Consider the following 22,834-nt stretch of genomic DNA (forward strand, 5'->3'; position numbering starts at 1 on the left):
CAAAACTGTCGCTGCTCGCGCCTCTTCCCGATATGCAGGCGGGATGACCACACATGGCGAATTCGAAATCTTCCTTGCGACCTCTCCCGGCTTTGAACCCGTGCTCTGCAAAGAGGCCGAGGCTCATGGTTTCAAGGATCCGAAAGTCATCACGGGCGGCGTGACGGTAAGGGGCGGCTGGCCTGAGGTCTGGCGCGCAAATCTCGAGCTTCGTGGTGTTGGCCGCGTTCTCGCGCGCATCGGCGAGTTCCGCGCCATGCATCTCGCCCAGCTGGACAAACGCGCCCGCCGCGTGGTCTGGGGCGACGTCCTGCGTCCCGATGTGCCCTTCCGTGTCCAGGTTTCCTGCAAAGGGTCACGCATCTATCATTCGGGTGCTGCGGCACAACGGATTGAAAAGGCTATCCGCGAGGAATTGGGAGCGCCGCTTTCGGCAGATGCCGAAGTCATCATCAAAGCACGCATCGATGACGATCTCTGCACCATCGCCGTCGATACGTCTGGCGAATCCTTGCATAAGCGCGGCCACAAGGAAGCCGTCAACAAAGCCCCGATGCGGGAAACACTGGCGTCTCTGTTTCTGCGGCAATGCCGATACGACGGAACCGAACCCGTCGTCGATCCAATGTGCGGTTCCGGAACCTTCATTATCGAAGCTGCAGAAATCGCGGCCGGCTTGAGGCCCGGTCGCTCACGGCGCTTCGCCTTCGAGCAATTGGCGACCTTTGATGAAGCCGCCTGGCAGCGTCTCCGCGCCACGACTGATGTGGCGAAACCCGCGCATCGGTTTTTCGGCAGCGACCTCGATGCAGGCGCGATCCGCATGAGCCGCGCCAACGCGGAGCGTGCCGGCGTCTCGGAGATGACGGAGTTTCAGCAACTCGCAATCACTGAATTGACCGCGCCAAGCGGTCCGCCGGGCTTGGTCATCATCAACCCTCCCTACGGCGACCGGCTCGGCGACAGAGACGACCTGCGCCCCCTATATCGTTCGATCGGACAGACGTTGCTCAACCGTTTCGCCGGCTGGAGAGTTGGCCTCGTGACGAGCGAGGCGTCTCTTGCTAAAGCGACTGGCCTGCCCTTCGCCCCCCCGTTCGGACCCGTGTCGCATGGAGGGCTGCGCGTTAGCTTATTTCTCGCCGGGCCATTGAAGTGATGCCGATCGCGAGTTGCGATCGCGTCCCGAAAAAGTCCTAAAAAAGGAACGAGAGCGATGACCGATTACACCCCTCCAAAAGTGTGGGTTTGGAACAAGCCGAGCGGAGGCCAATTCGCCAGCATCAATCGTCCGATTTCGGGTCCGACGCATGATAAGGATTTGCCCGTCGGCCGCCATCCGCTGCAGCTCTATTCGCAAGGGACCCCGAACGGCGTGAAGGTCACGATCATGCTGGAAGAGCTGCTGGCGCTCGGGCACGACGGTGCGGAATACGATGCGTGGCTGATCAAGATTTCCGATGGCGATCAGTTTGGCAGCGGCTTTGTAGAGGTCAATCCGAATTCCAAAATTCCCGCTCTGATGGACCGGAGTGGCCGGAAGCCAATCCGCGTATTCGAGTCCGGTGCAATACTTGTGTATCTCGCCGAGAAATTCCGCGCCTTCCTTCCGGCCAAAGGTGCTGCCCGTGCCGAATGTCTGTCCTGGCTGTTCTGGCAGGTCGGCAGCGCGCCCTATCTCGGCGGAGGGTTCGGACATTTTTACAGCTACGCCCCAACGAAGATCGAATACGCCATCGATCGCTTTGCGATGGAAACGAAGCGCCAGCTCGACGTGCTCGACCGCCGATTAGCGGAGAACGAATTCATTGCCGGCGATACCTATTCGATCGCCGATATGGCGATCTGGCCTTGGTATGGCCAGTTGGTACAGGGCGTCATCTACGGGGCAGCGGAGTTCCTCTCGGTGAAGGATTATAAGAACGTCCTTCGCTGGGCCGACGTGGTCGCCAATCGGCCTGCCGTTCAGCGCGGGCTGATGGTGAACCGCACCTCGGGCAAGCCCTCGAGCCAATTGCATGAGCGCCACGACGCCGCCGATTTCGATACGAAGACGCAGGACAAGATAAACGCAGGCGCTTAGCTACTGCGCACCGCTGCGCGAAATTAGCCACGCGTCGAGATCCTTGATTTCGCGATCTTGAATTTCATGATGCATGCCAGCATAGGCATGGAATTCGTTCGGCATGCCCAGACGGTCGAGTTCCGTATGGGCAGCCTTTCCGCTGGCAAACGGAATGCGCTCGTCCGCTGTTCCATGCCCGATGAAAAGCGACGCGCGCATCCGATCATTTTGCGTGGAAAGCTCGCGCGCATCAAAAGCGTAAAGCGAGCCGCTGAGAACTGCAGCACCGCGAAACCTGCCAGGTTCATACAGAACAGCATGGTAGACGAGCACCGCCCCCTGGCTGAAACCCGCCAGAAAAACCCTTTGAGGATCGGCGTGAAAACGATCGATCGCCGCTTCGACAACCCTGACGATTGCTCCACGGCTGAGCCGGATATCCGCCGCGGTTGATGTTCCCTTGCGATACCAACGATAGCCGTGAGCCGGGTCACCGAAAGGCGCGCGCGGCGAAACAACGATGAAGCCTTCCGGCAATTGCGCCCAGAGGCCTATCATATCGCTTTCATCAGCACCGCTTCCATGAAGCAAGACGATCAAAGGCGGACGTTCGGATGCTTTCGCCGGTTCGTGAAAGAGATAGGTCAGCTCAACATTCGCTGCCCGCGCGCGGGGCGCAATCGCCGCGCAAAAAATCAGGAACACCAAGAAAAAATTTCGCCTAGCCACCCTGCCGGAGATAGACACGATATGATGACTCATTGCCCCAAACTCAAAACGATCCACCACCCGGATTAAACCACATGCGCAACTTCCCCGCTCGCCGGCTGGTGTGCCTTACCGAAGAGACGGTCGAGACGCTATACCTTCTCGGCGAGCAGGATAGGATCGTCGGTGTTTCAGGATATGCGGTCCGTCCGCCGCAAGTTCGGCGCGAGAAACCGCGTGTATCCGCGTTTACGTCGGCTGACATTCCAAAAATAGAAGCGCTAAAGCCCGATCTCGTCCTCGCGTTCTCGGACATTCAAGCGTCTATCGCCGCAGATCTTGCCCGTGCGGGCCTCGCCGTTCACATTTTCAATCAGCGCGATCTCGCTGGCATCTTCGCGATGATCCGTACACTCGGCGCGCTGATCGGATGCCACGAGAAAGCCGATGCTCTCGCCAATTCGCTGAAAGAGCGCATCGAAAATATTCGTGCTGAAACGCGCGCGAGCCTCCGCCGTCCGCGCGTTTATTTCGAGGAATGGGATGAGCCCCTGATAACCGGTCTATGCTGGGTTTCCGAACTGATCGAAATTGCGGGCGGCGAAGATATCTTTCCCGAAAAGCGAAGCGAGGCCGCTGCAAAAGATCGTATCGTCACTGCCGCCGAGGTGGCCCGGCGGTCGCCGGATATCATCCTCGCATCCTGGTGCGGCAAAAGAGTAAGACCCGAAAAAATTCGCGCACGCGAGGGATGGCAGAACATACCCGCGGTGATCGAAAACAGGATCCACGAGATCAAGTCGCCGCTAATTCTTCAACCTGGACCCGCCGCGCTGACCGACGGCCTCGACGCCATACGAGCAGCAATGGGCTCTATGCGCGCTCCGTGATGGCCGACACGAACAACTGCGCAATGTTCGCTAAGGCGATTTTTATCACGACCAGGGAACACCCATAGCCGGAGGGCGTATTCTGGTAGGCTGATGTGTGGGGGCACGAAGCCAGAGGTAATCGGCTGTGCCATGTCAAATCGAGTTTATGCGTCGTTATTCTATATCGTTTTGATCGTGGCTAGCTCATGGACCGTCGTGACGGTTGCCGAAGCACTTGCCCGAGAAGCTCTCACCAAGCTGGCGCTCGCTCCCTCTGCCAAGAGCCGGCCGACGCGTGTGAATGTTGTATTGACTTCGCAGAAGCAGGTCGGGTTCCCGCAGAAAGCTGGTGACCCCGTCGTTCCAAAGGCGCCAGCAATCTCGGCCGGCGAGCTGGCAAAAGCGCTCGACGAAGCCGAGCACACCGATAAGCAATCCAAAACGATGGGCGTCGTCGTACGGCCGCGCGTTGCAGGCTGGGTAAAACGAATTCCCAAGCGCGCCATCCCAGAAGATCAACCGAGGCGCGCCGTATCGGAAGAATCCTCAGGCCGCATCATCATGCGCGCGTTGCGAGCAGATATGTAATCCCGCTGATTTGAATGGAGTGGTGGGCACCCGGCGGGGGGAAGAGGGGTGGCCGAGTGCCCACGCTCAAAACCTCAATCCGGGGGGAGGATATGAGGTATACACACAATATCAGAAATCCAACAGCGAGAAGTTAACGCGCGACCGATTTTACAAGCGACGAAAATTGCTAATATATCCACCGAGCATAACATTCCAGCCAACGCCGATCGTTCGTGTTTTCATGCTCGAAAATTGTCTCGGTTTCCTCGGCCCGACAGTTCGTTGATCTGATCTCGACCCGCATTCACGGACGGTCGCGCCCTTTCGATTTTCATTCGATCGCGCGGCGATAGCGCCTGCTCCCAGGCTCGCGCCAGGGCGTAAATGAGAACGACCCCGAAAACGTAGAGACTTGCGATAAACATGATGACGGGAGCAGCATCTCCGGACACGATAACCTCCTGTTCGCTTATTCCTGACGTGGCGATTGCAGCATCACTGGACAAGATGCGCGCACAGAGAAATCTGAAAGGTGGCTGGCGCAGCCACTCAATTTTTCGCACTTGTGGAGATCGATACGAAGTCTCTTCTTGGGGCGCTTCAAATCACATAGCGTGAGTGAGAGGGCTCCCTGATGGACACAAAACTCCTGTCACTCTTCCAGCGTGAAGCAACTGCCCGTCTCAACGCAGCCGAATATGAACTTGTCTCGTACACGAGAGCGTGCCGGGGCAAGATCATCGATTTGCACGAGATGAACCACATCAGAAAGCTTCGCGAGCGCGTGGAGCAGGCGAGAGCGCGACAGTTGAAATGGACGCGACATCGCTTTCTCGCAGAGTCCGGTGTTCTTTGAGTGGAATTGCCGAATAGAACGGCACAGTCGGCGCTCTTTTGTCTAAATTGTCATCACGCGTTATTTTTGAGCCGATGTAAAATTGAGCGCGTAATTACCGATTCGCGGTTCCTAAGGGACGGCTGGCGTGACCCTGGTCATCGTCTTCATCGGCGCCATTTGCTACTATTATTTTGGTGCCATCGGCGCTGTCCTCGGCGCCTTGGTCATAACCTCCTCACTTTCTAAATCGAGAGCCGACGCCATTCTGCCGTCGCTTGCTTTTATCGCTTTCTCATGGGCAGCGGGCAACGTCATCGCGAGCAACGCCGGAGCCGCGGCAGGCGTTATCTTCGCCACCGCCGTCGCACTATGGTTTGAAGGTGGCAATAAACCTCGCCACCACCGCCCGGCCATCGATAAACACTGACGCGATCGCGCGAGCTTCCGACGCTGCCAACACTGTTCACAACAGTGCCACAACAGTGAACGTCCGTCTTGCACGCGGGGTCTACTCCCCGACGGGCAAAGACTGCATCACACCTTTGCAATGACGGGAACGAGGCCTACATCACGGCTGCACCCCGATTACGTACTCACGCCGCGAGGTACCCATGGAATACGTCAAGCTCGGCCACACCGGTCTCGAGGTCTCCCGCATTTGCCTAGGCTGCATGAGCTACGGCCAATCCGACAGCGGCGTCATGAAATGGGCGTGGACATTGAGCGAGGAAGACAGCCGCCCCTACATCAAGACGGCATTGGAACACGGCATAAACTTCTTCGACACTGCGAATGTCTATTCGCACGGCGAAAGTGAACGCGTGCTCGGCCGCGCCCTTCGCGATTTTGCAAAGCGCGACGAAGTCGTCATCGCCACAAAAGTATATTCCCCCATGCGGCTTGGACCGAACGGCAAGGGCCTCTCGCGCAAGGCGATACTTTCCGAGATTGACGACAGCCTGAAACGCCTCGGCACCGACTACGTCGATCTCTACATCATCCATCGTTACGACTACGAAACGCCGCTCGAGGAAACGCTCGAAGCCCTCGACGAGGTCGTGCGCTCAGGAAAGGCGCTCTATCTCGGCGCATCCTCGATGTACGCCTGGCAGTTCATGAAAGCCATCGGCTTGCAGCGCGCAAATGGCTGGGCGCAATTCATATCCATGCAGAACTATTACAACCTGATGTATCGCGAAGAGGAGCGCGAGATGCTGCCACTCTGCAAATCCGAGGGCATCGGCGTCACACCCTGGTCGCCGCTAGCGCGAGGACGCCTTACACGTCCCTGGCAGAATGAGCCGCAAACGGAACGCGCCAAAAACGATGCGCTTGGGGATCGTCTTTACGAAAAGTCGAAGAAGTTGGACAAGCCGGTCGTCGATCGCGTGCTCGAGGTTGCCAAAGCGCGAGGCGTTTCTCCGGCCCAGGTCGCGCTGGCCTGGATGCTCAGTAAGCCCGCCGTAACCTCTCCCATCATCGGCGCGACCAAGCCCCATCAACTCGACGACGCGATAAAGGCCGTATCGCTCAAGCTCTCGGACGAAGAAATTGCCCATCTTGAAGACCTGTATGAGCCTCACCACGCGCCAGAAGGCTATGTCTAGGCCGCAGTTTCGAAAATTCTGAACCGCCGCGCGGCTCGCGCGTTTCCCTGCGAAGCGCCAGCGAGTCCTGCGGTTCATGCAAAAGCCGGTTGCAAGCGAGAAAGCAGAAAGCGGGACTATCGTCGAAACGACGATACCGTCGCGTCTCGATCGCTTGCCCTTTGGACGCTTCCACGTCCTCGTCATCGCAGCGCTCGGCATCACGTGGATTCTTGACGGACTCGAGGTCACGCTTGTCGGCGCCATAGCGGGAGCTCTGAAGGAAAGCCCGGCGCTGCGTTTCACCAATACCGATGTCGGAATAACGAACAGCGCCTATCTCGCAGGCGCTGTGCTCGGAGGGCTATTCTTCGGCTGGCTAACAGACAGACTCGGCCGCAAAAAGCTCTTCTTCATCACGCTGACGACATACATGATCGCGACGATCGCCACCTCCTTCTCATGGAATCTCCTGAGCTTCTCACTGTTTCGCTTTTTCACCGGAGCCGGTATCGGCGGCGAATATACGGCCGTGAATTCGACGATCCAGGAATTGGTGCCTGCCCGCTATCGCGGCTGGACCGATCTCAGTATCAACGGCAGCTTCTGGCTGGGCGCCGCGCTTGGCGCTTTGGGCTCGGTCGTCCTGCTCAATAGCGCACTCATACCCTCCGACATGGGATGGCGACTGACTTTCCTCATCGGAGGCGGGTTGAGCGCTTTCATTTTCCTGCTGCGCCTCTGGATCCCCGAGAGCCCGCGCTGGCTCATCACACACGGCCTGGCAGAGAAGGCTGAAAAAATCATCGGTGACATCGAAGCGAGGTTCCATCGGGAAAATCATTTTCTCAATGATGGAGAAATCAAAACGACGCGCCTGAAAACACGCACCCATACGCCACTCTGGGAAGTCGCAACATCCATTCTGAAAACACACCGCGAGCGGGCGATTGTCGGCTTCGCTCTGATGACCGCGCAGGCCTATTTCTATAACGCGATCTTCTTCACCTATGCGCTCGTTCTTTCCTCGTTTTACGGCGTACGGACGGATAAAATCGGTTGGTATCTTCTTCCATTCGCGGCCGGAAATTTCCTTGGACCGCTGATCCTCGGACGGCTCTTTGATATTTGGGGACGCCGCCCGATGCTGATCATGACGTATAGCGTTTCCGGCGTGCTGCTCGCCGTCACAGGATATCTGTTTGCAGCCAATCTCGTCTCGTATTCCACGCTCACCATCGCATGGGTGATCGTGTTCTTCTTCGGTTCGGCGGCATCGAGTTCAGCCTATCTGACCGTCAGCGAGTCCTTTCCGCTTGAAGTCCGCGCGTTCGCGATCTCGCTCTTTTATGCTGTTGGCACGGGTGTGGGCGGCGTCATCGGCCCCGCGTTCCTCGCCCATCTGATCGATACCGGATCGCGCGATAGCGTATTCATAGGCTATCTCATTGGTACGGTGCTGATGCTTTCAGCAGCCGTCATTGCCTGGCTCAAAGCGGCCGCCGCCGAAGGCAAACCACTCGAACAAGTCGCGCGCCCTCTGTCGCTCGCCGACGAATAGCGCCGGATCAGACTTCCTTGAGAATTCTAGCCTGCAGGGCCGCCAGATGCGGGTCCGTGCGATCGCGCGGTCTTTCCGCCGTAACATCGACGTCAAAGGTCAGACGGCCATTCTTGATGACGACGACGCGATCCGCCAGCGCCACCGCCTCCGCGACGTCGTGTGTGATGAGAAGCGTCGTAAATTTGCGATCGAGCCAAAGCCTTTCGAGTAGCCCGTGCATATCGACACGCGTGAGCGCATCGAGCGCGCCGAAAGGTTCATCGAGAAGAAGCACGCTCGGCCGTCCGACGAGCACGCGCGCCAACGCGACGCGCTGGCGCTGTCCACCCGAGAGTACAGCCGGCCAATCGTTGAGACGATCGGCGAGTCCGACATCGTTGAGCGCTTCGACGGCGGTTTCGCGCCAGCCGGGCTGACGCGCGATACCGACATTGCTCAAGACGTTCTGCCACGGCAGCAGACGGGCATCCTGGAAAAGCAGCCGCACGGAATCCTGGAGCCCGAGGACCGGCTTCCCGTCGATGACGACGCGTCCATCTTCCGGTTGATCGAGGCCGACGATCAAACGCATGAGCGTTGATTTGCCGACGCCCGAACGGCCGACGATCGCAACGAATTGGCCAGCGGGAACGTCCAAGCTGAGCCCGTCGAGAACGACACGTTGTCCGAACGAACGCTTCAGCCCCTCGAGCTTCAGCGACTTGCCGAGATGCTTGATCTCTTCTTCGCGCGGGGAGGCCTCGGAAGACTCCGAGCTGATGAGCTTCCGGCGGCTGTCAATTCGCTTCAACATGGCTGCGATTACCTGATGCGTTTGTTTAAGCCGAGACGGAGCCGGTGCTGTGATAGGCTGGATGCCACGCCAGGACCCGGTGCTCGATCAGCTTCGTCGCTACGTCCGCTGCCTTCCCAAGCAGCGCATATACGAGAATGCCAAGCACGACGACGTCGGTCTGCAGAAATTCACGCGCATTCATCGTCATGTATCCGATACCGGACGTCGCCGAGATCGTTTCAGCCACGATCAGCGTCAGCCACATGATTCCGAGAGCGTAGCGCAAGCCGACCAGCACCGAAGGCATTGCACCCGGCAGAACCACGCGCCAAAAAATCGCGAAAGGACCGAGCCCGTTCACCTTCGCCATTTCGATCAACCCACGATCGATCGTGCGTATTCCATGAAACGTGTTGAGGTAGATCGGGAACATGGTTCCTACAGCGACTAGAAACACCTTCGCAGTCTCATCGATCCCGAACCACAGGATCACCATCGGGATGATGGCAAGATGCGGAATGTTGCGCAGCATCTGCAGTCCGGAATCAAGAAACCGTTCTGCCGGACGCGACACACCGTTGAGAACGCCGAGAAGAAATCCCAGGCTTCCGCCGATCGCAAGACCCACAATGGCGCGATTGAAGCTGATGAACACGTTATGGGCGAGCGTGCCGTCCTTTGCGGTGTGCCAGAAGGCCACCGCGACTTGGCTCGGAGCCGGAAGCACGCGTTGCTCGATCAGGCCCACTCGAGCGGCGAGTTCCCAAAGAACGAGAACCGAAACCGGCAATAACCAAGGCGTCAGACGTTCGATAATGCTTTCGCCGCGCGAAGTCCGGCTCATGACTGCCCCCGCTGACGTTCCTGCGGAAGAATCGAGTTTGCGATCGTCTCGCCGACCGGGCCGCCGGGATTGTCCCGTCGCCGGTGATCGCGAGAGCCATCGGCTAACGGCAGCAGCGGGAAGACGAGTTCCGCGAACCGGTACGCCTCTTCGAGATGCGGATAACCGGAGAAAATGAACGTGTCGATGCCAACACGCATGTACTCTTTGATGCGTTCCGCGACCGTCTCGGCATCGCCGACGAGCGCCGTACCCGCGCCGCCCCGCACCAATCCGACACCCGCCCAGAGATTGGGACTGACTTCGAGCTTGTCTCGGCTTCCGCTGTGGAGCGCCAGCATGCGCTTCTGACCAACCGAATCCATCCGCTCGAATGTCTTCTGGGCCGCCGCGACCGTTTTCTCGTCGAGGTGCTTCAAAAGATCGTTTGCCGCACGCCAAGCTTGCTCATTCGTTTCGCGAACGATGACGTGAAGGCGAATGCCGAATGAAAGTTTGCGTCCTCGCGCCGCCGCAGCAGCCTGCGCCACCTGGACTTTTTTAGCGACCTCGGCAGGCGGCTCGCCCCACGTCAAATATTTGTCGACCTGCTCCGCCGCAACCGCGATCCCGGCATCGGATGAACCGCCGAAATAGAGCGGCGGGTGCGGAGTCTGAATGGGATGAAAGAGCAGCTGGCCATTTTCGACCTTGATGTGCCGGCCTTCATAATCGACGCGGCCGCCCGCCAGCAGCCCCCTGTAGACGTCGAGAAATTCCTTGGTCACTTCGTAGCGTTCGTCATGCGCCAGAAATACGCCGTCACCCTTATTCTCAACGGGATCACCACCCGTGACGACATTGATGAGCAGCCGCCCGTCTGAAATTCGGTCGAGCGTCGCAGTCATGCGCGCAGCGACCGCAGGCGAAAGAAGCCCCGGCCTCACCGCCACGAGGAAACGCAGATCTTTCGTCTGCGGCAACAGCGCCGACGCAATCACCCACGAGTCTTCGCAGCTTCTCCCGGTCGGCAACAGCACGCCGAAATAGCCGAGACGGTCGGACGCTTCCGCGATCTGCTTCAAGTAAGTGAGATCGACCCGGCGGCCGCCGATCGATGACCCTAAATAATGCCCGTCGCCGTGCGTCGGCAGAAACCAAAGGACATTCGCGCGTTCTGCGGCTTCGATCGTCACAACCAACTTCCCCGGTGTTTGAACCCTCGACGTGAGGCATCGCTTCGGATGGCCAGCATCTCGACCTCCAACAATCCAACGCAACGCTCTGTTTTATTGGACGAGCGGACGAGCGATCACAAACAACAAAAAACGATTAGCTTTTCGAATTTTTGTATTGGCGTTCCGAGTGTTGGCTTCGCTTTACTCGGGCAAAGCCAATGGCTGCAGCCGTAAACTCGTCGCGGCACAACTCGGGGTATATCAATATGAATCGACGCCACTTCTCTAGCGGCCTTGCTGTTCTTGGGCTGACCCTGGCTTCAGGATTGAGCGGCGCCGCCGCAGCCGACGCCCCGACAACCGTCAGGATTGGCTTTCAAAAGTCTTCAACCCTCATCAATGTGCTGAAAGCGAACGGCGAGCTTCAGAAGGCGCTATCTGAACTCGGCGTATCCATTACCTGGTCGGAATTTCCGAGCGGCTTGCCATTGCTTGAAGCGCTCAACGTTGGCGCCATCGATATCTCTGGTGACGTTGCAGATACAGTTCCGATCTTTGCGCAAGCCGCAGGCGCCAAGCTGACCTATCTCGCGACGGAAGCACCTTCACCCTCGGCCCAAGCCCTGCTCGTGAAGTCGGACTCCCCGATCAAATCCGTTGCCGACCTCAAAGGCAAGAAGATCGCCGTCGCCAAGGCATCGGGCAGCCATTACCTGCTCATCGCCGCGCTGGCTCAGGCAGGTCTCAAGTTCAAAGACATCGAACCGGCTTATTTAACGCCAGCAGATGGCCGCGCCGCATTCGAGAAGGGCGCCGTCGACGCCTGGGCGACGTGGGACCCATTCGTCTCCGCCGTCCAAAAGCAATCGGACGTTCGCATTCTCGCTGACGGCAAGGGCATCGCGGACTATCGGCGCTACTACCTCGCGTCCTCCACTTTCGCCGCTGCGCGGCCTGACGTGCTGAAGATCGTCTTCGCGAAGCTCAAAGAATCGGGCGAATGGACGAAGAAGAATCCGGAAGCCGCCGCCAAGCTCTTGGCGCCCGTTTGGGGGCTGGATGAGGCGATCGTTACGGCCGCAAACAGCCGGCGTAGCTACGAGGTGCAGCCTGTCGTTGCTGAAAACCTGACCGACGAGCAGAAAATCGCCGACGTGTTCTTTGCAGAGGGCGTTCTGCCGAAAGAGATCAAGGCCAGCGAAGCTCAGATCTGGTCGCCTGAAAAGAAAGCGGCTGCGAACTAAGTCAGATCTTTCTTCCTTTCCGCTACGAAGCCACAATCAATGAGCAACAGAGGCGCCGCCGCTAGGTGGCGCCTTTCTTGCGAAAAGCAGCGCCACCGCAGCGATCGCGAGCATGACCGCGATCACGGCAAACGTATCACTGAAGCCCATGACCAGCGCCTGACGCTTGACCGTATTGCCGAGAGCGATCACCGCTTGATGCTTGGCCATCGCCACATCGGAAATGCCGTGCGACATGAAATAGCGGGTCATCTCGTCGAGCCGCTGCCGAACATCGTCCCGATAGACCGTCACCGATTGTCCGATGATGTTCGAGTGAAATTGCTCGCGCTTCGTGATGATGGTTTCGAGTGCAGCGGTGCCGACGGCGCCGGCCAGGTTACGCAGCATGTTGAAAAGACCGGAAGCGTTGGCTGCATCTTTCGGCGCGATGCTTGAAGTCGCGATGGCCGTCAGCGGCGTCAGGATGAGTGCCTGACCAACAGCGCGCACGATATTCGGCACGAAGAACTGATCACCGGAATAATCGAGTGACATGTTGACGTTCATGAAACAGCTGAGCGCAAAGAGCGCGATGCCTGCAACGCCGATATAACGCACATCGAAATGCTTCATCAGCAGAGGCACGAACGGGATAATCAGTAACTGCGGCAAGCCGGTCCACGCGAGAACGTTCCCGATCTGCTCGGCGTTATAACCCTGCACCTGCCCGAGATACTGCGGCAGCACGTAGACCGTCCCGAACAGCGCGAAGCCGACGAGCATGTTCGCGACGGTGCCGACACCGAAATTCCGGTTTCTGAAAAGCCTGAGATCGACCAGCGGCTTTTTCACGACAAGCTCGATCCACACGAACGCCACCAAAAACACCACCGCGATAACCGCGAGCTTCACGATGAAGGGCGACCCGAACCAGTCATCCTTGTTGCCCTCTTCAAGCAGTGTCTGCAGCGACGAAAGCCCGATTGCCATCGTGATGATGCCGGCCCAATCGCCTTCCTTGAGAAGACCAAGCTGCATCTTGTCCTTCTCGAGCGTGAACCACAGCGCGATGATCATGATCGCGCTTGGAATTGCGTTGATGAAGAAAATTTTCTGCCAGCCATAGTTCTCCGTCAGATATCCGCCGATCGTTGGGCCGATCGCGGGAGCAAACGTGACGGCTATGGCGAAAAGGGCCAAACCCACGGGTTGTTGAGGCTTCGGCAACTTCGTCACGACCATCGTGAACGCCATCGGGATCAGCACGCCGCCGGCAAAACCCTGAAGGCCGCGCATCGCGATCATCGTGCCGAGATCGTGAGCGAACGCGCACGCCATCGAGAACACGGCGAAGAAGAAAGTGCTGGCGATCATGTACCGGCGAAACCCGAAAACACGGCTGAAATATCCGGTCAGAGGAATGACGATGATTTCGCCGATCAAATACGACGTCGAAATCCACGCACCGTTGTCGGCGCCCGTCCCGATACCGCCTTCGATATCGAGAAGGGACGCATTGGTGATTTGAATGTTCAGGATCGACATGAACGCGCCGATCATGCCGGCGACGACGGCGATCCAAGTCGTCAGACTTGCTTTATCGGCAATGTCAGCCGGTGCCTTTGGAAAATGTGCACCGGCTGCTGTTTGAACCGTGCTTGCCATAACTGCTTACTCCCGCACGCGGCGAAGGTGTTCCCACCTTCATTTCGCTGCGATCGACGCCGTGGTTTCGTGAGTCTTTTTAGTTTCGATTGTCGGATAGACCGACATGCCCGGACGAAGCTCGCCAGCAAGAGGATTGCCCCTGTCGAGGGTGATCTTCACGGGAATGCGCTGCACGATCTTTGTGAAGTTGCCCGTCGCATTGTCCGGCGGCAGAAGCGCAAACTGCTGACCGCTGGCAGGAGCAAGGCTATCGACGTGCCCTGGAATTTCAACGCCAGGGAACATATCGACCTCGACGTTCACCGCCTGACCAGGGCGAACATCCGCAAGCTGCGTCTCTTTGTAATTGGCGACGATGTAGGCAGCCGACGTCGGCACGACGGCCATAAGCTGAGTTCCAGCCTGAACGTACTGACCGACACGCAACGTGCGGTTCCCGACAGTGCCATCCACCGGCGACAGAATGTTCGTGTAGGAAAGATTGAGTTCCGCCTGCCGCTGCACGGCTTCATCGTGCGCCAGCGTCGCCTGCGCCTGCGCAAGCTCCGCTTTCAAAATGTCTGTCTGCTTCGTCGCCGTTGCGAGTGCCGCCGTGTCGCGCGCAATCGAGGCGCGCGCTCCAGCGATCCGGGACGTCGCCTGCTGTGCGTTCTGCACGCTGCCATAGCCCGTGCTCGCGAGGTGCGCGTAACGCTGATCGTCCTGCTCGGCGAAGGTCTCATTGGCGCGATCGACGTCGATCGTCGCCTTGGCGCTATCGATGATGGACTGCTGCGCATCGAGCGACGCCTGCTTATTCGCAACCGCGGCCTTAGCGGCCAGAACGTCCGCTTTCGCCTGATCGAGAGCGACCTTGAAATCGCGATCATCGATACGCGCCAGCACCTGACCGGCATTCACCACTTCGTTGTCGCCAACGAGAACGTCCGAGAGATAGCCCGACACCTTCGGCGCGATCGTCGTATTGTCGGCCTGAACGTAGGCGTCGTCCGTTGCGACCTCGAAGCGCCAAACAGTCCAGTACTGCCAACCGAAGTATGCGGCAGCCGCCAAAACCGCGAGGCTCGCGCCCGCAATAAGCACCCCGCGCGACCTCTTCGGAGCATGAACGGGGAGCTGCGCTTCAACAGGTTCGCTATCGCCACCCGGCGCCTTGAGATCTTCGGCGTGCGGCTTCTTCTGCCCCGACAACGGCACGTAACGCATTGTTTCAGCGCCAGAAATTTCTCTTTCCGCCGTCACAGCATTGGGATGATGGCCCATGGCATTTGTCCCTCGGCTCGACCGCGGCATCCTTGCCGCGACCGTTAGGAAACTTGATGTTTTCCAAAATAGGAACTATAGAATGGATGTCAACAGGAATTTGGAAAATAGTCATGGGACAAAATAGTGCGGCACCAAAACGGTGCCGCGGGCGCCCGCAAATCCGGCCCGACGAGGAGACGCTGCACCTGCTGGTTGAGGCCGCAGCCGCCGAATTCCAGGAAAACGGCTATGCGGCGACCACGATGGGAAATGTCGCCCAGCGCGCCGGCATTTCGACCAAAACGATGTATCGCCTCATCCCCGCCAAGGCGGATCTTTTCAAAAAGGTCATCGCTGACCGGACCGGCCGCTTCATGCTGGCAGTTGAGCCCTCGGACCTTGACCACATGGACCTCGGGGAAGCCGTCGAGCGCTTTCTCATCGCGTTCGGCACCCTGGCCCTCGCCAAGGAAACGATCGCGATGCTCCGGCTGGTCATCAGTGAAAGCGACCGCTTTCCCGAACTCGCCGCCACCTTCCATGAGGTAGCCGTCGCGCAGACTACGAGTGCGATGACGCAATGGCTGGAAGGCCTGCGCAGCCGCGGATTGTTAAAATTTGATGATCCTGCCGCGACCGTCAGCGCGCTGCGGGGAATGATGGTGATGGACCTGCAGCGCACCGCGATGCTTGGATTGAGCCCCGCCCCTTCGCCCGAAGAAATCAAAACGAGAGCACGTATCTGCTCGAAGTTGTTCCTCGATGGATGCCGCGCCTGAAAGGCCGGACACGCGCGGAACCTCCGCGCGAGCTGGAAGTAACAACTTTCTGTCCGCATAGAGATCATTCCGCACCGCGCGGCGATCGATGCCAACGGAACCGGCACGCCGGTCGCGTTTAACGACAGCGAGCCCGGCGGTCGGAACGTTTCTTCCGGGAGAGCCAGGAGAAGGCTATGACCGATGGCGCGAACGGGGGACAAGAGATGGATGGCGCGCATGCGCCTCGCTACGCAAGCCACGTTCGCACGTTGGTTCTGAGAATGCTCAGCGTTCTCGCCGTCGTGTCAGCCGGAATTCTGACGTGGCATCTGACCGGACAAGATGACCGCTGGACCCGAGCCGCCTACAGCGAACCAGCGACAAGCACACTCGAAACGACTGACGACGCTCATATCGCAGGCGACGTCATACCCCTCGCCACTAAGGTATCGGGTTACATCAGAACTGTTCCCGCAACCGACTTCAAGGCTGTGAAGAAGGGCGATATCATCGCCGAAATCGACGCGTCCGATTACAACGCCGCGCTCGTTCAAGCCCAAGCGAACGTCGCATCGGCGCAGGCGAACCTCGATAATCTCGCCAATCGTAAAGAAGGCCAGCAAAGCCTCGTACGTCAGGCTGAAGCGGCGATAGATGCGGCCCAGGCCGACGTCGATCGCTCAACGCTCGAAGCGAAACGCCAGCACGAGCTAATGAAAACGAGCGACATCGGAACCGCTCAACGGGTCGAACAAGCAGATAGCGGCGCGCGACGGAGCGAAGCCCAGTTGATTCTCAGCAAAGCTCAGCGCGACCAGCAAAAGACCGTTCTCGCAAGCTTCGATCTCGCGCAGGTGCAGCTCGAGGCACAGCTGCGCGCGGCCAAAGCTGCAGCCGCCCTCGCTCAGAACAACGTGACCAACACGCGAATTCTGTCGCCGGTCGATGGTATGGTCGGCCAGCGTCACGTTAGCCCCGGACAGTTCGTCGGAGTGGGCTCGCAAGTGATCACCGTCGTTTCGCTTCCGAATGTTTGGGCCATCGCGAATTTCAAGGAAACGCAAATGACCAATATCCGGGCCGGACAGACTGCGCGCGTAAAGGTGGATGCCTTTCCGGATCTGATGGTGACAGGCCACGTCGAGAGCTGGGCTCCGGCGACCACCAGCATTCTCGCTGCACAGCGGCCGGAGAGCGCCTCGGAGAATTTCACGAAGGTCGTCCAACGCATTCCCGTGAAGATCGTTCTCGATCAAAATCCGGCGCTCGGCACGCTCGTCCGGCCTGGAATGTCGGTCGAAGTGACGATCGATACGGGAACCAGCCCCCGACGAACCGACCTAGAACCGTCAGCAGCAGCCTCCGAACCGCCTTCCGCTTCGGCCAAATGATGAACGGCGCCATTTCGCGCTGAAGGCATTCAACCAGGTCGCTATTTGTCGAAGCTGTTGTCCCCTAAAAGCCGCTTCTTGCTCTCGGCCTCCGCCGAATGCTACAGACCTATCTCGCTTTGAGTCCTAGAGCGTAACAACATCAATCATTTAGCCTCCGGCAAGATGACTTTGGCGAGGCTCGTGGCATCGCGACGAGCTATCTCGACCGCCGCGGCGACGACGACGGAAATGAAGAAATGACCGCGCCCAAGATCAAGCTTCACAAAGGTGATTTGCCCGCGGGCCTGTCGTTTCCGAATGGCGTCGCGATCGACACCGAGACGCTCGGACTGAACCCCCATCGCGATCGCTTGTGCCTGGTGCAGCTCTCAAGTGGAGACGGCACGGCCCATCTCGTGAAGTTCGACGGCAAGGAGTATGACGCCCCGCGTCTCAAAGCCCTCCTGACCGATCCAAAGGTTCTCAAGATTTTTCATTTCGCCCGCTTCGATATCGCGGTGCTCGAGCAATATCTCGGAGTTGCAACAACACCCATTTATTGCACCAAAATTGCTTCGAAGCTGTCTCGCACCTACACGGACCGCCACGGCTTGAAGGACCTCGTTGGCGAACTGCTCGGCATAGAGCTTTCCAAGCAGCAGCAGAGCAGCGACTGGGGCGCATCGGAACTGTCGGATAGTCAAAAAGCCTATGCCGCGAACGATGTCCTGCATCTTCACGCGGTCAAGACGAAGCTCGATATGATGCTCGCGAGAGAAGGCCGGGAAGACTTGGCCGATAAGGCCTTCAAGTTCCTTCCCACGCGGGCCCGCCTCGACCTCGCCGGGTTCGAGGAAGACGACATATTCGCGCACTGAACTCGGCCGAGGCCGGGGTCGGAGCATAAGGTCCCAAAGTCTCCCCAATTACCGGTGAGATTAGAGGCCTTAGGGGGAACTTCATGGCCACAGCGGCTGTCACATCGAATAATACGGCTGCAGCTGGTGGTCATGCGCGTGCATCCGGCCACGCCATTGTCATAGGTGGCGATCGCACGCAAAGCCGGTTGGCGGCTCATCGTCATTCCAGGCGCGTTCGCATTTTGAAGATTGCGCTGCCCCTCGCCGCTGTCGCCACAGCAGTAATTTCAACCGTGAACATTCTTGGCAATGCCGGAATTGGACCGTCGCTGCCGCCGCTCGAAGTTCCGCAAATCGTTGCCGATAATCTCAAGATGCATAACCCGCATTACGAAGGCTTCAACGCCGACGGCGGCCGCTACTGGGTGAAGGCGGAGACGGCGCAGCAAGATCTGAAGACGATGTCGGCCATTCATCTGCAAGGCATCACCGGCGAACTGACGGATGCCAAGAAGCAGAAGACCAATCTCGTCGCGACCCGCGGACTGTTCGACAACAGCACGAACATTCTCGAGCTTTACGATTCGATCCACGTGACGGGCGACGGAGGACTGACCGCGCAGCTGACGCGCGCGACGATCAAGACGAAAGAAAACATCATCACGTCCGATCAGCCATCGACGATATTGATGGGCGCGGGACAAATCACGTCCAATCAGCTGACCATCCGCCAAAAGGCCAAGGAATATACGTTCGTCGAAAATGTGCGCACGCACATGAAGCCGAAGGAAGCCCAGCCTTCCACGAATGATCCATCGGCGCAGCAATCGCTTCCCTTCGGAAAGCCCGGCGAGCCGGTCGACGTCGAATCCAATCGTCTCGATATCGACGACGTCAAGAAAACCGCATTCTATACGGGTAAAGTGGTCGCCACTCAGGCCGGAGCCACGATGAGCGCCCCGGAAATGACCGTCACCTATGAAGGCTCGGTCGCCCCGGAAGGCGGCAACGCCGCGAAGCCTGTTTCGCCGGACGCCGGCAATCAAGGGACGAAGGTCAAGCAAATCCTCGCAACCGATTCCGTCGTTTTGAAGCAGCCCAATGGTGAAACGGCGACCAGCCACACGGCACTCTTCGATACGATTTCGAACACCGCCGTTCTCGAAGGCGACGTCGTACTGACCCAAGGCGACGATAAGAAAGCCGTCGGCGATCGCGTCGATTATGATCAAACGGCTCAGACCATGGTTTTGACCGGCTCCGTCGTGGTGACACAGGGAGCGAATGTGCTCAGAGGCCGCCGGCTGACCTACCACCGCACGACGAGCAAAATGCAGTTGACGTCCCCGGCCGATCCCGTCTCCGGAACGAGCGTCGGACGCATCACCGCGCATTTCGTGCGGCCGTCAGCCAAGGCAGGCGCGCAGCCGGCGGAGGACGATCAGGAGAGCGGCGACGGAATGTCGTTCGGTGCGGCGTTCAAGACGGATCCGAATTCGCCGTACGATGTCGTATCCGACAAGCTCGACGTCGATGACGTCGCAAAGACGGCCTTGTTCACAGGCAACGTTTCGGCCGTGCAGGGAAGCATTTCGATGCGGTCACAGGAGCTGACAGCGTTCTACACGGGTAATGCCGGTATCGGTTCGACTGGCGATCAGGCCGCTTCAGGCGCGGCCGCGTCGTTGACGCATCTGACCGCAAAGAAGAAGGTCGTGGTTACGGCCAAGGACGGACAAACCGCTACCGGCGACTGGGCTGAAGTCGACGTCAAGAAAAACCTGACGACGCTCGGCGGCGCCGTCGTGCTGACCCAAGGCAAGAATATCGTCAATGGAACGAGGCTGGTGATCGACATGAACACCGGCGAGGCGACGATCAAGACTGAGCCGACGGCCACGAGCGGAGCGCTGATGACCAGCCGCGACGGCGGCGGAAACGGCGAGGTCTTCAAGGCCGAACGTCCCAGCGCCGTCTTTTATCCTGGCCAATTGAAGAAATCGAAAATTCAGGCGGATAGCTGGCAGGTCCGTACGTCACCTTGACCTTGCGAACGGCTTGGCGACATTGAGACCGCGGCGACAGTGCACGAAGGGCTGCGAGGTATCGGGTGTTTAAGGCTTTACCAATTCGCCTCAGATCGAATTCGAAATCGAATGGCGCGGGCGTCAACGGCGCCGGCGACACGAATGGCGTGAGCGCAGGGGCTGCACCCTCCGCCGACGATCCGCACGCCATCGGCGCGGACGGATGGCTCACGGCTTTCGATGTGAAGAAATCATACCGCAAGCGGATGGTCGTCAAGGGCGTGAACCTGGCCGTCGGCCGCGGCGAATCCGTTGGCCTTTTGGGCCCGAACGGCGCTGGCAAAACCACTGTTTTCTACATGATCACGGGCCTCGTCGCCGCCGACGAGGGGCGCATCACGATCGACGGCGAGGACGTCACTAAGCTGCCGATGTACCAGCGCGCCCGCCTCGGCGTCGGATATCTCCCTCAGGAGGCCTCGATCTTTCGTGGACTGACGGTCGAGCAGAACATCATGGCCGTCCTCGAGTTGATCGAACCAAACCGCAAGGCCCGCCAAGAGCAACTCGATAGCCTGCTCGAGGAATTTTCCATCACTCGGCTGAGGAAGTCGGCAGCAATGGCCCTCTCGGGCGGTGAGCGGCGACGCTGCGAAATCGCCCGCGCCCTGGCCTCCCGGCCGTCGTTCATGTTGCTGGACGAACCGTTTGCCGGCATCGACCCCATAGCCGTCGGGGACATTCAGCAACTGGTTCGCCACTTGACCGAACGCGGTATTGGTGTGTTGATCACCGACCATAACGTTCGTGAAACATTAAGCCTGATCGACCGCGCATATATTATTTACGATGGTCAAGTTCTGACACAGGGCAATCCTTCTGAAATCATATCGAACGAAGATGTGCGGCGAGTCTACCTTGGCGATATGTTCGTTAACGCGCGTTGAGTACCTTTGGCTCCGAGTTTGCACAAACGGAGCAGCGGATTAGCGCATGGCGCTTTCAGCAAAATTAGAGCTGAGACAAGGCCAGCAGCTGGTAATGACGCCACAGCTGCAGCAGGCGATCCGTCTCCTGCAGCTCTCCAATCTCGAACTCACGGAATTCGTCGACCAAGAACTCGAACGAAACCCGCTCCTCGAGCGCGATGACACCGCAAACGTTAAACCCGCCGATGAGCCGATCGTTGAACGCGCAGAGGAAAGCGCCGCCGACGAGCGCTGGCTCGATCTGCGCGAGCCTGTCAACGATCATACCGGCGGCCTGGATGTTGATTTTGGAAATGTCTTCCAAGAGCCGGGAACAGGCGAACCAGGCTCGAACGCGGCCGCCGCCTCCGGGCTGAGTTGGGCTAACGTCTCACAGCGCATGCATAACGGCAGCGACGGAGACAACGACCTCGAGGATTTCGTCGCCAATCAAGTTTCGCTCAGGGATCACTTGGGCAGCCAGTTGCCGTTAACCGTGAGCGACCCCGTCGAACGGCTCATCGGTCAGTACTTGATCGATCTGGTCGACGAGGCCGGCTATATCCCTGCAAACCTTGAGGCGCTCTCTCAGCGTCTCGGTGCGCCGCTCGAATTGATCGAAAGCGTATTGGGCAAGCTTCAGACGTTCGACCCTCCCGGTATTTTCGCCCGGTCGCTGGCCGAGTGCCTCGCGCTCCAGCTCAAGGACCAAAATCGCTACGATCCTTTGATGGCGCAGCTTTTGGCACATCTGGATCTGCTCGCCAGCCGGAATATCCCAGCGCTCAAACGGGCGATCGGCATCGATATGGACGAGCTTGCCGATATGATCCGTGAGATCAAGCGGCTCAATCCCAAGCCCGGCCTGAAATTCGGCGCCGTCCAGCTTCAGCCGGTGGTGCCAGATGTCATCGTCCGCGCCGCCTCCGACGGTGGATGGCATGTCGAACTGAACGGCGACACTCTGCCGCGCGTTCTGGTCAATCGCACCTACTACACGCGCATCGCCAAGTCCGCGACGAACGAACGCGACAAGGGCTACATCTTCGATTGTCTGCAGAACGCCAATTGGCTCGTGAAGAGTTTGGATCAGCGAGCGCGGACGATCCTGAAGGTCGCCGAGCAAATCGTGCGTCAGCAGGACAGCTTCTTCATGTACGGCGTTCAGTATCTGCGACCGCTCAACCTCAAGGTGATCGCGGACGCGATCTCGATGCATGAGTCGACCGTCTCGCGCGTGACGTCGAACAAGTACATCGCGACGCCCAGGGGGATATTCGAACTCAAGTATTTCTTCACGTCGGCCATCGCCTCGGCAGCCGACGGTGAAGCCCATTCATCTGAATCCGTTCGTCACCGGATCAAGCAGCTCATCGACGCAGAAAGTGCCGACGACGTGCTTTCCGACGATCAGCTCGTTGACCGCTTGCGGGGCGAGGGCATCGAGATCGCCCGACGCACAGTCGCAAAATATCGCGAAGCGATGCGCATACCCTCCTCCGTGCAACGCCGCCGCGACAAGAAACTGGTTGAACGCCTCGGCGACTTCGCCTGACGCGCCGCTTATAAGCATATGAAAAATATGGGGATTTTCGTTACATTTGAAGCCCAAAGCGTGATTTGACAGGCCATCCCGGGGGGCCTATCGATTATATTGTTAGAGGCTGGGTTGAGTGTCGGTCATACGCTCCCGAGGCTTCAGAAAAGGCAGCTCGGAGCCCCGGAGC

General features: G+C 58.7%; 20 protein-coding genes and 3 pseudogenes. 16 read left to right on the forward strand and 7 right to left on the reverse strand.

Features of this window, described 5'->3' with window-relative positions; genetic code table 11:
* Positions 1 to 43 precede the first annotated feature (43 nt).
* Both G359_RS18275 and yghU read left to right on the forward strand, forming a co-directional pair.
* Positions 44 to 1,159: a THUMP domain-containing class I SAM-dependent RNA methyltransferase gene (locus tag G359_RS18275; RefSeq protein ID WP_045837279.1), complete on the forward strand. Its 1,116-nt coding sequence runs from the start codon at positions 44 to 46 to the stop codon at positions 1,157 to 1,159.
* Positions 1,160 to 1,216: 57 nt separating this feature from the next.
* Positions 1,217 to 2,083, forward strand: coding sequence for a glutathione-dependent disulfide-bond oxidoreductase (yghU, locus tag G359_RS18280; protein ID WP_045837280.1), 867 nt, complete (start codon positions 1,217 to 1,219; stop codon positions 2,081 to 2,083).
* Here the strand turns inward: yghU and G359_RS18285 are convergent, their stop codons facing one another.
* A complete protein-coding gene (locus G359_RS18285; protein WP_082073011.1) occupies positions 2,084 to 2,827 on the reverse strand; it encodes an alpha/beta hydrolase in 744 nt (247 codons plus the stop codon).
* A 41-nt stretch (positions 2,828 to 2,868) separates the two neighbouring features.
* On the opposite strand from G359_RS18285, the gene G359_RS18290 reads away from it, so the two are divergent.
* From G359_RS18290 to G359_RS18320, 6 genes are all read left to right on the forward strand, one after another.
* A complete protein-coding gene (locus tag G359_RS18290; protein WP_045837281.1) occupies positions 2,869 to 3,663 on the forward strand; it encodes a cobalamin-binding protein in 795 nt (264 codons plus the stop codon).
* A 132-nt stretch (positions 3,664 to 3,795) separates the two neighbouring features.
* Positions 3,796 to 4,233, forward strand: coding sequence for a hypothetical protein (locus G359_RS18295; RefSeq protein WP_045837282.1), 438 nt, complete (start codon positions 3,796 to 3,798; stop codon positions 4,231 to 4,233).
* Positions 4,234 to 4,849: 616 nt separating this feature from the next.
* Positions 4,850 to 5,071, forward strand: a complete 222-nt coding sequence (locus G359_RS18305) for a hypothetical protein (protein WP_045837284.1) — start codon at positions 4,850 to 4,852, stop codon at positions 5,069 to 5,071.
* A gap of 127 nt (positions 5,072 to 5,198) precedes the next feature.
* The gene (locus tag G359_RS18310) at positions 5,199 to 5,480 is read left to right on the forward strand and encodes a hypothetical protein (protein WP_045837285.1); all 282 of its coding nucleotides are present in this window, start codon (positions 5,199 to 5,201) and stop codon (positions 5,478 to 5,480) included.
* A 184-nt stretch (positions 5,481 to 5,664) separates the two neighbouring features.
* Positions 5,665 to 6,660 (forward strand): aldo/keto reductase, encoded by a 996-nt coding sequence (locus G359_RS18315; protein ID WP_045837286.1) that lies wholly within the window; start codon positions 5,665 to 5,667, stop codon positions 6,658 to 6,660.
* Positions 6,661 to 6,736: 76 nt separating this feature from the next.
* On the forward strand, positions 6,737 to 8,200 hold the full coding sequence (locus G359_RS18320) for an MFS transporter (protein WP_045837287.1): 1,464 nt from the start codon (positions 6,737 to 6,739) through the stop codon (positions 8,198 to 8,200).
* 7 nt (positions 8,201 to 8,207) lie between these two features.
* On the opposite strand, the gene G359_RS18325 is transcribed toward G359_RS18320, so the two are convergent.
* From G359_RS18325 to ssuD, 3 genes are read right to left on the reverse strand one after another with little or no spacing between them, the layout of a single operon-like run.
* Positions 8,208 to 8,996 (reverse strand): ATP-binding cassette domain-containing protein, encoded by a 789-nt coding sequence (locus G359_RS18325; RefSeq protein WP_082073012.1) that lies wholly within the window; start codon positions 8,994 to 8,996, stop codon positions 8,208 to 8,210.
* A 25-nt stretch (positions 8,997 to 9,021) separates the two neighbouring features.
* Complete coding sequence (ssuC, locus tag G359_RS18330; protein ID WP_045837288.1) at positions 9,022 to 9,822, reverse strand: aliphatic sulfonate ABC transporter permease SsuC; 801 nt, start codon at positions 9,820 to 9,822, stop codon at positions 9,022 to 9,024.
* Positions 9,819 to 10,991 carry an FMNH2-dependent alkanesulfonate monooxygenase gene (ssuD, locus tag G359_RS18335; RefSeq protein WP_156150897.1) on the reverse strand — a complete coding sequence of 391 codons (1,173 nt, stop codon included), beginning with the start codon at positions 10,989 to 10,991 and terminating at the stop codon, positions 9,819 to 9,821. Before ssuD ends, ssuC begins: the two co-directional genes overlap by 4 nt.
* Positions 10,992 to 11,245: 254 nt before the next feature.
* Here ssuD and G359_RS18340 point away from each other — a divergent pair, with 254 nt between their 5' ends.
* Entirely contained in the window at positions 11,246 to 12,223 is a 978-nt protein-coding gene (locus G359_RS18340) for an aliphatic sulfonate ABC transporter substrate-binding protein (protein WP_045838218.1), read from the forward strand.
* A 36-nt stretch (positions 12,224 to 12,259) separates the two neighbouring features.
* On the opposite strand, the gene G359_RS18345 is transcribed toward G359_RS18340, so the two are convergent.
* Positions 12,260 to 13,870, reverse strand: a complete 1,611-nt coding sequence (locus tag G359_RS18345) for an MDR family MFS transporter (protein ID WP_082073013.1) — start codon at positions 13,868 to 13,870, stop codon at positions 12,260 to 12,262.
* A gap of 39 nt (positions 13,871 to 13,909) precedes the next feature.
* Positions 13,910 to 15,136, reverse strand: a complete 1,227-nt coding sequence (locus tag G359_RS18350) for an HlyD family secretion protein (RefSeq protein WP_045838220.1) — start codon at positions 15,134 to 15,136, stop codon at positions 13,910 to 13,912.
* A gap of 113 nt (positions 15,137 to 15,249) precedes the next feature.
* Between G359_RS18350 and G359_RS18355 the strand changes: the two genes are divergently transcribed.
* The 4 genes and pseudogenes from G359_RS18355 to lptC form a co-directional block, all read left to right on the forward strand.
* The gene (locus G359_RS18355; protein WP_045837290.1) at positions 15,250 to 15,897 is read left to right on the forward strand and encodes a TetR/AcrR family transcriptional regulator; all 648 of its coding nucleotides are present in this window, start codon (positions 15,250 to 15,252) and stop codon (positions 15,895 to 15,897) included.
* Between the two features lie 176 nt (positions 15,898 to 16,073).
* Entirely contained in the window at positions 16,074 to 17,270 is a 1,197-nt protein-coding gene (locus tag G359_RS18360) for an HlyD family secretion protein (RefSeq protein ID WP_052699458.1), read from the forward strand.
* A 239-nt stretch (positions 17,271 to 17,509) separates the two neighbouring features.
* Positions 17,510 to 18,130, forward strand: a complete 621-nt coding sequence (locus G359_RS18365) for a ribonuclease D (RefSeq protein ID WP_045837291.1) — start codon at positions 17,510 to 17,512, stop codon at positions 18,128 to 18,130.
* 83 nt (positions 18,131 to 18,213) lie between these two features.
* Positions 18,214 to 19,425, forward strand: a pseudogene (gene lptC / locus G359_RS21190) (LPS export ABC transporter periplasmic protein LptC); the annotation flags it as partial.
* Here the strand turns inward: lptC and G359_RS21195 are convergent.
* Positions 19,403 to 19,456 (reverse strand): annotated as a pseudogene (locus G359_RS21195) (hypothetical protein); the annotation flags it as partial. The pseudogenes lptC and G359_RS21195 overlap by 23 nt on opposite strands.
* A gap of 176 nt (positions 19,457 to 19,632) precedes the next feature.
* Here G359_RS21195 and G359_RS21200 point away from each other — a divergent pair.
* From G359_RS21200 to rpoN, 3 genes and pseudogenes are all read left to right on the forward strand, one after another.
* Positions 19,633 to 20,157: pseudogene (locus G359_RS21200) on the forward strand (LptA/OstA family protein); the annotation flags it as partial.
* Between the two features lie 149 nt (positions 20,158 to 20,306).
* A complete protein-coding gene (lptB, locus tag G359_RS18375) occupies positions 20,307 to 21,086 on the forward strand; it encodes an LPS export ABC transporter ATP-binding protein (RefSeq protein WP_371199108.1) in 780 nt (259 codons plus the stop codon).
* A 46-nt stretch (positions 21,087 to 21,132) separates the two neighbouring features.
* Positions 21,133 to 22,662 (forward strand): RNA polymerase factor sigma-54, encoded by a 1,530-nt coding sequence (gene rpoN, locus G359_RS18380; protein ID WP_045837294.1) that lies wholly within the window; start codon positions 21,133 to 21,135, stop codon positions 22,660 to 22,662.
* Positions 22,663 to 22,834 lie beyond the last annotated feature (172 nt).

The organism is Hyphomicrobium sp. 99 (genome assembly GCF_000384335.2).
GTDB lineage: Bacteria > Pseudomonadota > Alphaproteobacteria > Rhizobiales > Hyphomicrobiaceae > Hyphomicrobium_B.

Excerpts from the sequence above, each read along its gene's own strand:
- G359_RS18275 (WP_045837279.1), top strand. The coding sequence starts at position 44 with ATGACCACACATGGCGAATTCGAAATCTTCCTTGCGACCTCTCCCGGC.
- yghU (WP_045837280.1), top strand. The coding sequence starts at position 1,217 with ATGACCGATTACACCCCTCCAAAAGTGTGGGTTTGGAACAAGCCGAGC.
- G359_RS18285 (WP_082073011.1), bottom strand. The coding sequence starts at position 2,827 with ATGAGTCATCATATCGTGTCTATCTCCGGCAGGGTGGCTAGGCGAAAT.
- G359_RS18290 (WP_045837281.1), top strand. The coding sequence starts at position 2,869 with ATGCGCAACTTCCCCGCTCGCCGGCTGGTGTGCCTTACCGAAGAGACG.
- G359_RS18295 (WP_045837282.1), top strand. The coding sequence starts at position 3,796 with ATGTCAAATCGAGTTTATGCGTCGTTATTCTATATCGTTTTGATCGTG.
- G359_RS18305 (WP_045837284.1), top strand. The coding sequence starts at position 4,850 with ATGGACACAAAACTCCTGTCACTCTTCCAGCGTGAAGCAACTGCCCGT.
- G359_RS18315 (WP_045837286.1), top strand. The coding sequence starts at position 5,665 with ATGGAATACGTCAAGCTCGGCCACACCGGTCTCGAGGTCTCCCGCATT.
- G359_RS18320 (WP_045837287.1), top strand. The coding sequence starts at position 6,737 with ATGCAAAAGCCGGTTGCAAGCGAGAAAGCAGAAAGCGGGACTATCGTC.
- G359_RS18325 (WP_082073012.1), bottom strand. The coding sequence starts at position 8,996 with ATGTTGAAGCGAATTGACAGCCGCCGGAAGCTCATCAGCTCGGAGTCT.
- ssuC (WP_045837288.1), bottom strand. The coding sequence starts at position 9,822 with ATGAGCCGGACTTCGCGCGGCGAAAGCATTATCGAACGTCTGACGCCT.
- G359_RS18340 (WP_045838218.1), top strand. The coding sequence starts at position 11,246 with ATGAATCGACGCCACTTCTCTAGCGGCCTTGCTGTTCTTGGGCTGACC.
- G359_RS18345 (WP_082073013.1), bottom strand. The coding sequence starts at position 13,870 with ATGGCAAGCACGGTTCAAACAGCAGCCGGTGCACATTTTCCAAAGGCA.
- G359_RS18350 (WP_045838220.1), bottom strand. The coding sequence starts at position 15,136 with ATGGGCCATCATCCCAATGCTGTGACGGCGGAAAGAGAAATTTCTGGC.
- G359_RS18355 (WP_045837290.1), top strand. The coding sequence starts at position 15,250 with ATGGGACAAAATAGTGCGGCACCAAAACGGTGCCGCGGGCGCCCGCAA.
- G359_RS18360 (WP_052699458.1), top strand. The coding sequence starts at position 16,074 with ATGACCGATGGCGCGAACGGGGGACAAGAGATGGATGGCGCGCATGCG.
- G359_RS18365 (WP_045837291.1), top strand. The coding sequence starts at position 17,510 with ATGACCGCGCCCAAGATCAAGCTTCACAAAGGTGATTTGCCCGCGGGC.
- rpoN (WP_045837294.1), top strand. The coding sequence starts at position 21,133 with ATGGCGCTTTCAGCAAAATTAGAGCTGAGACAAGGCCAGCAGCTGGTA.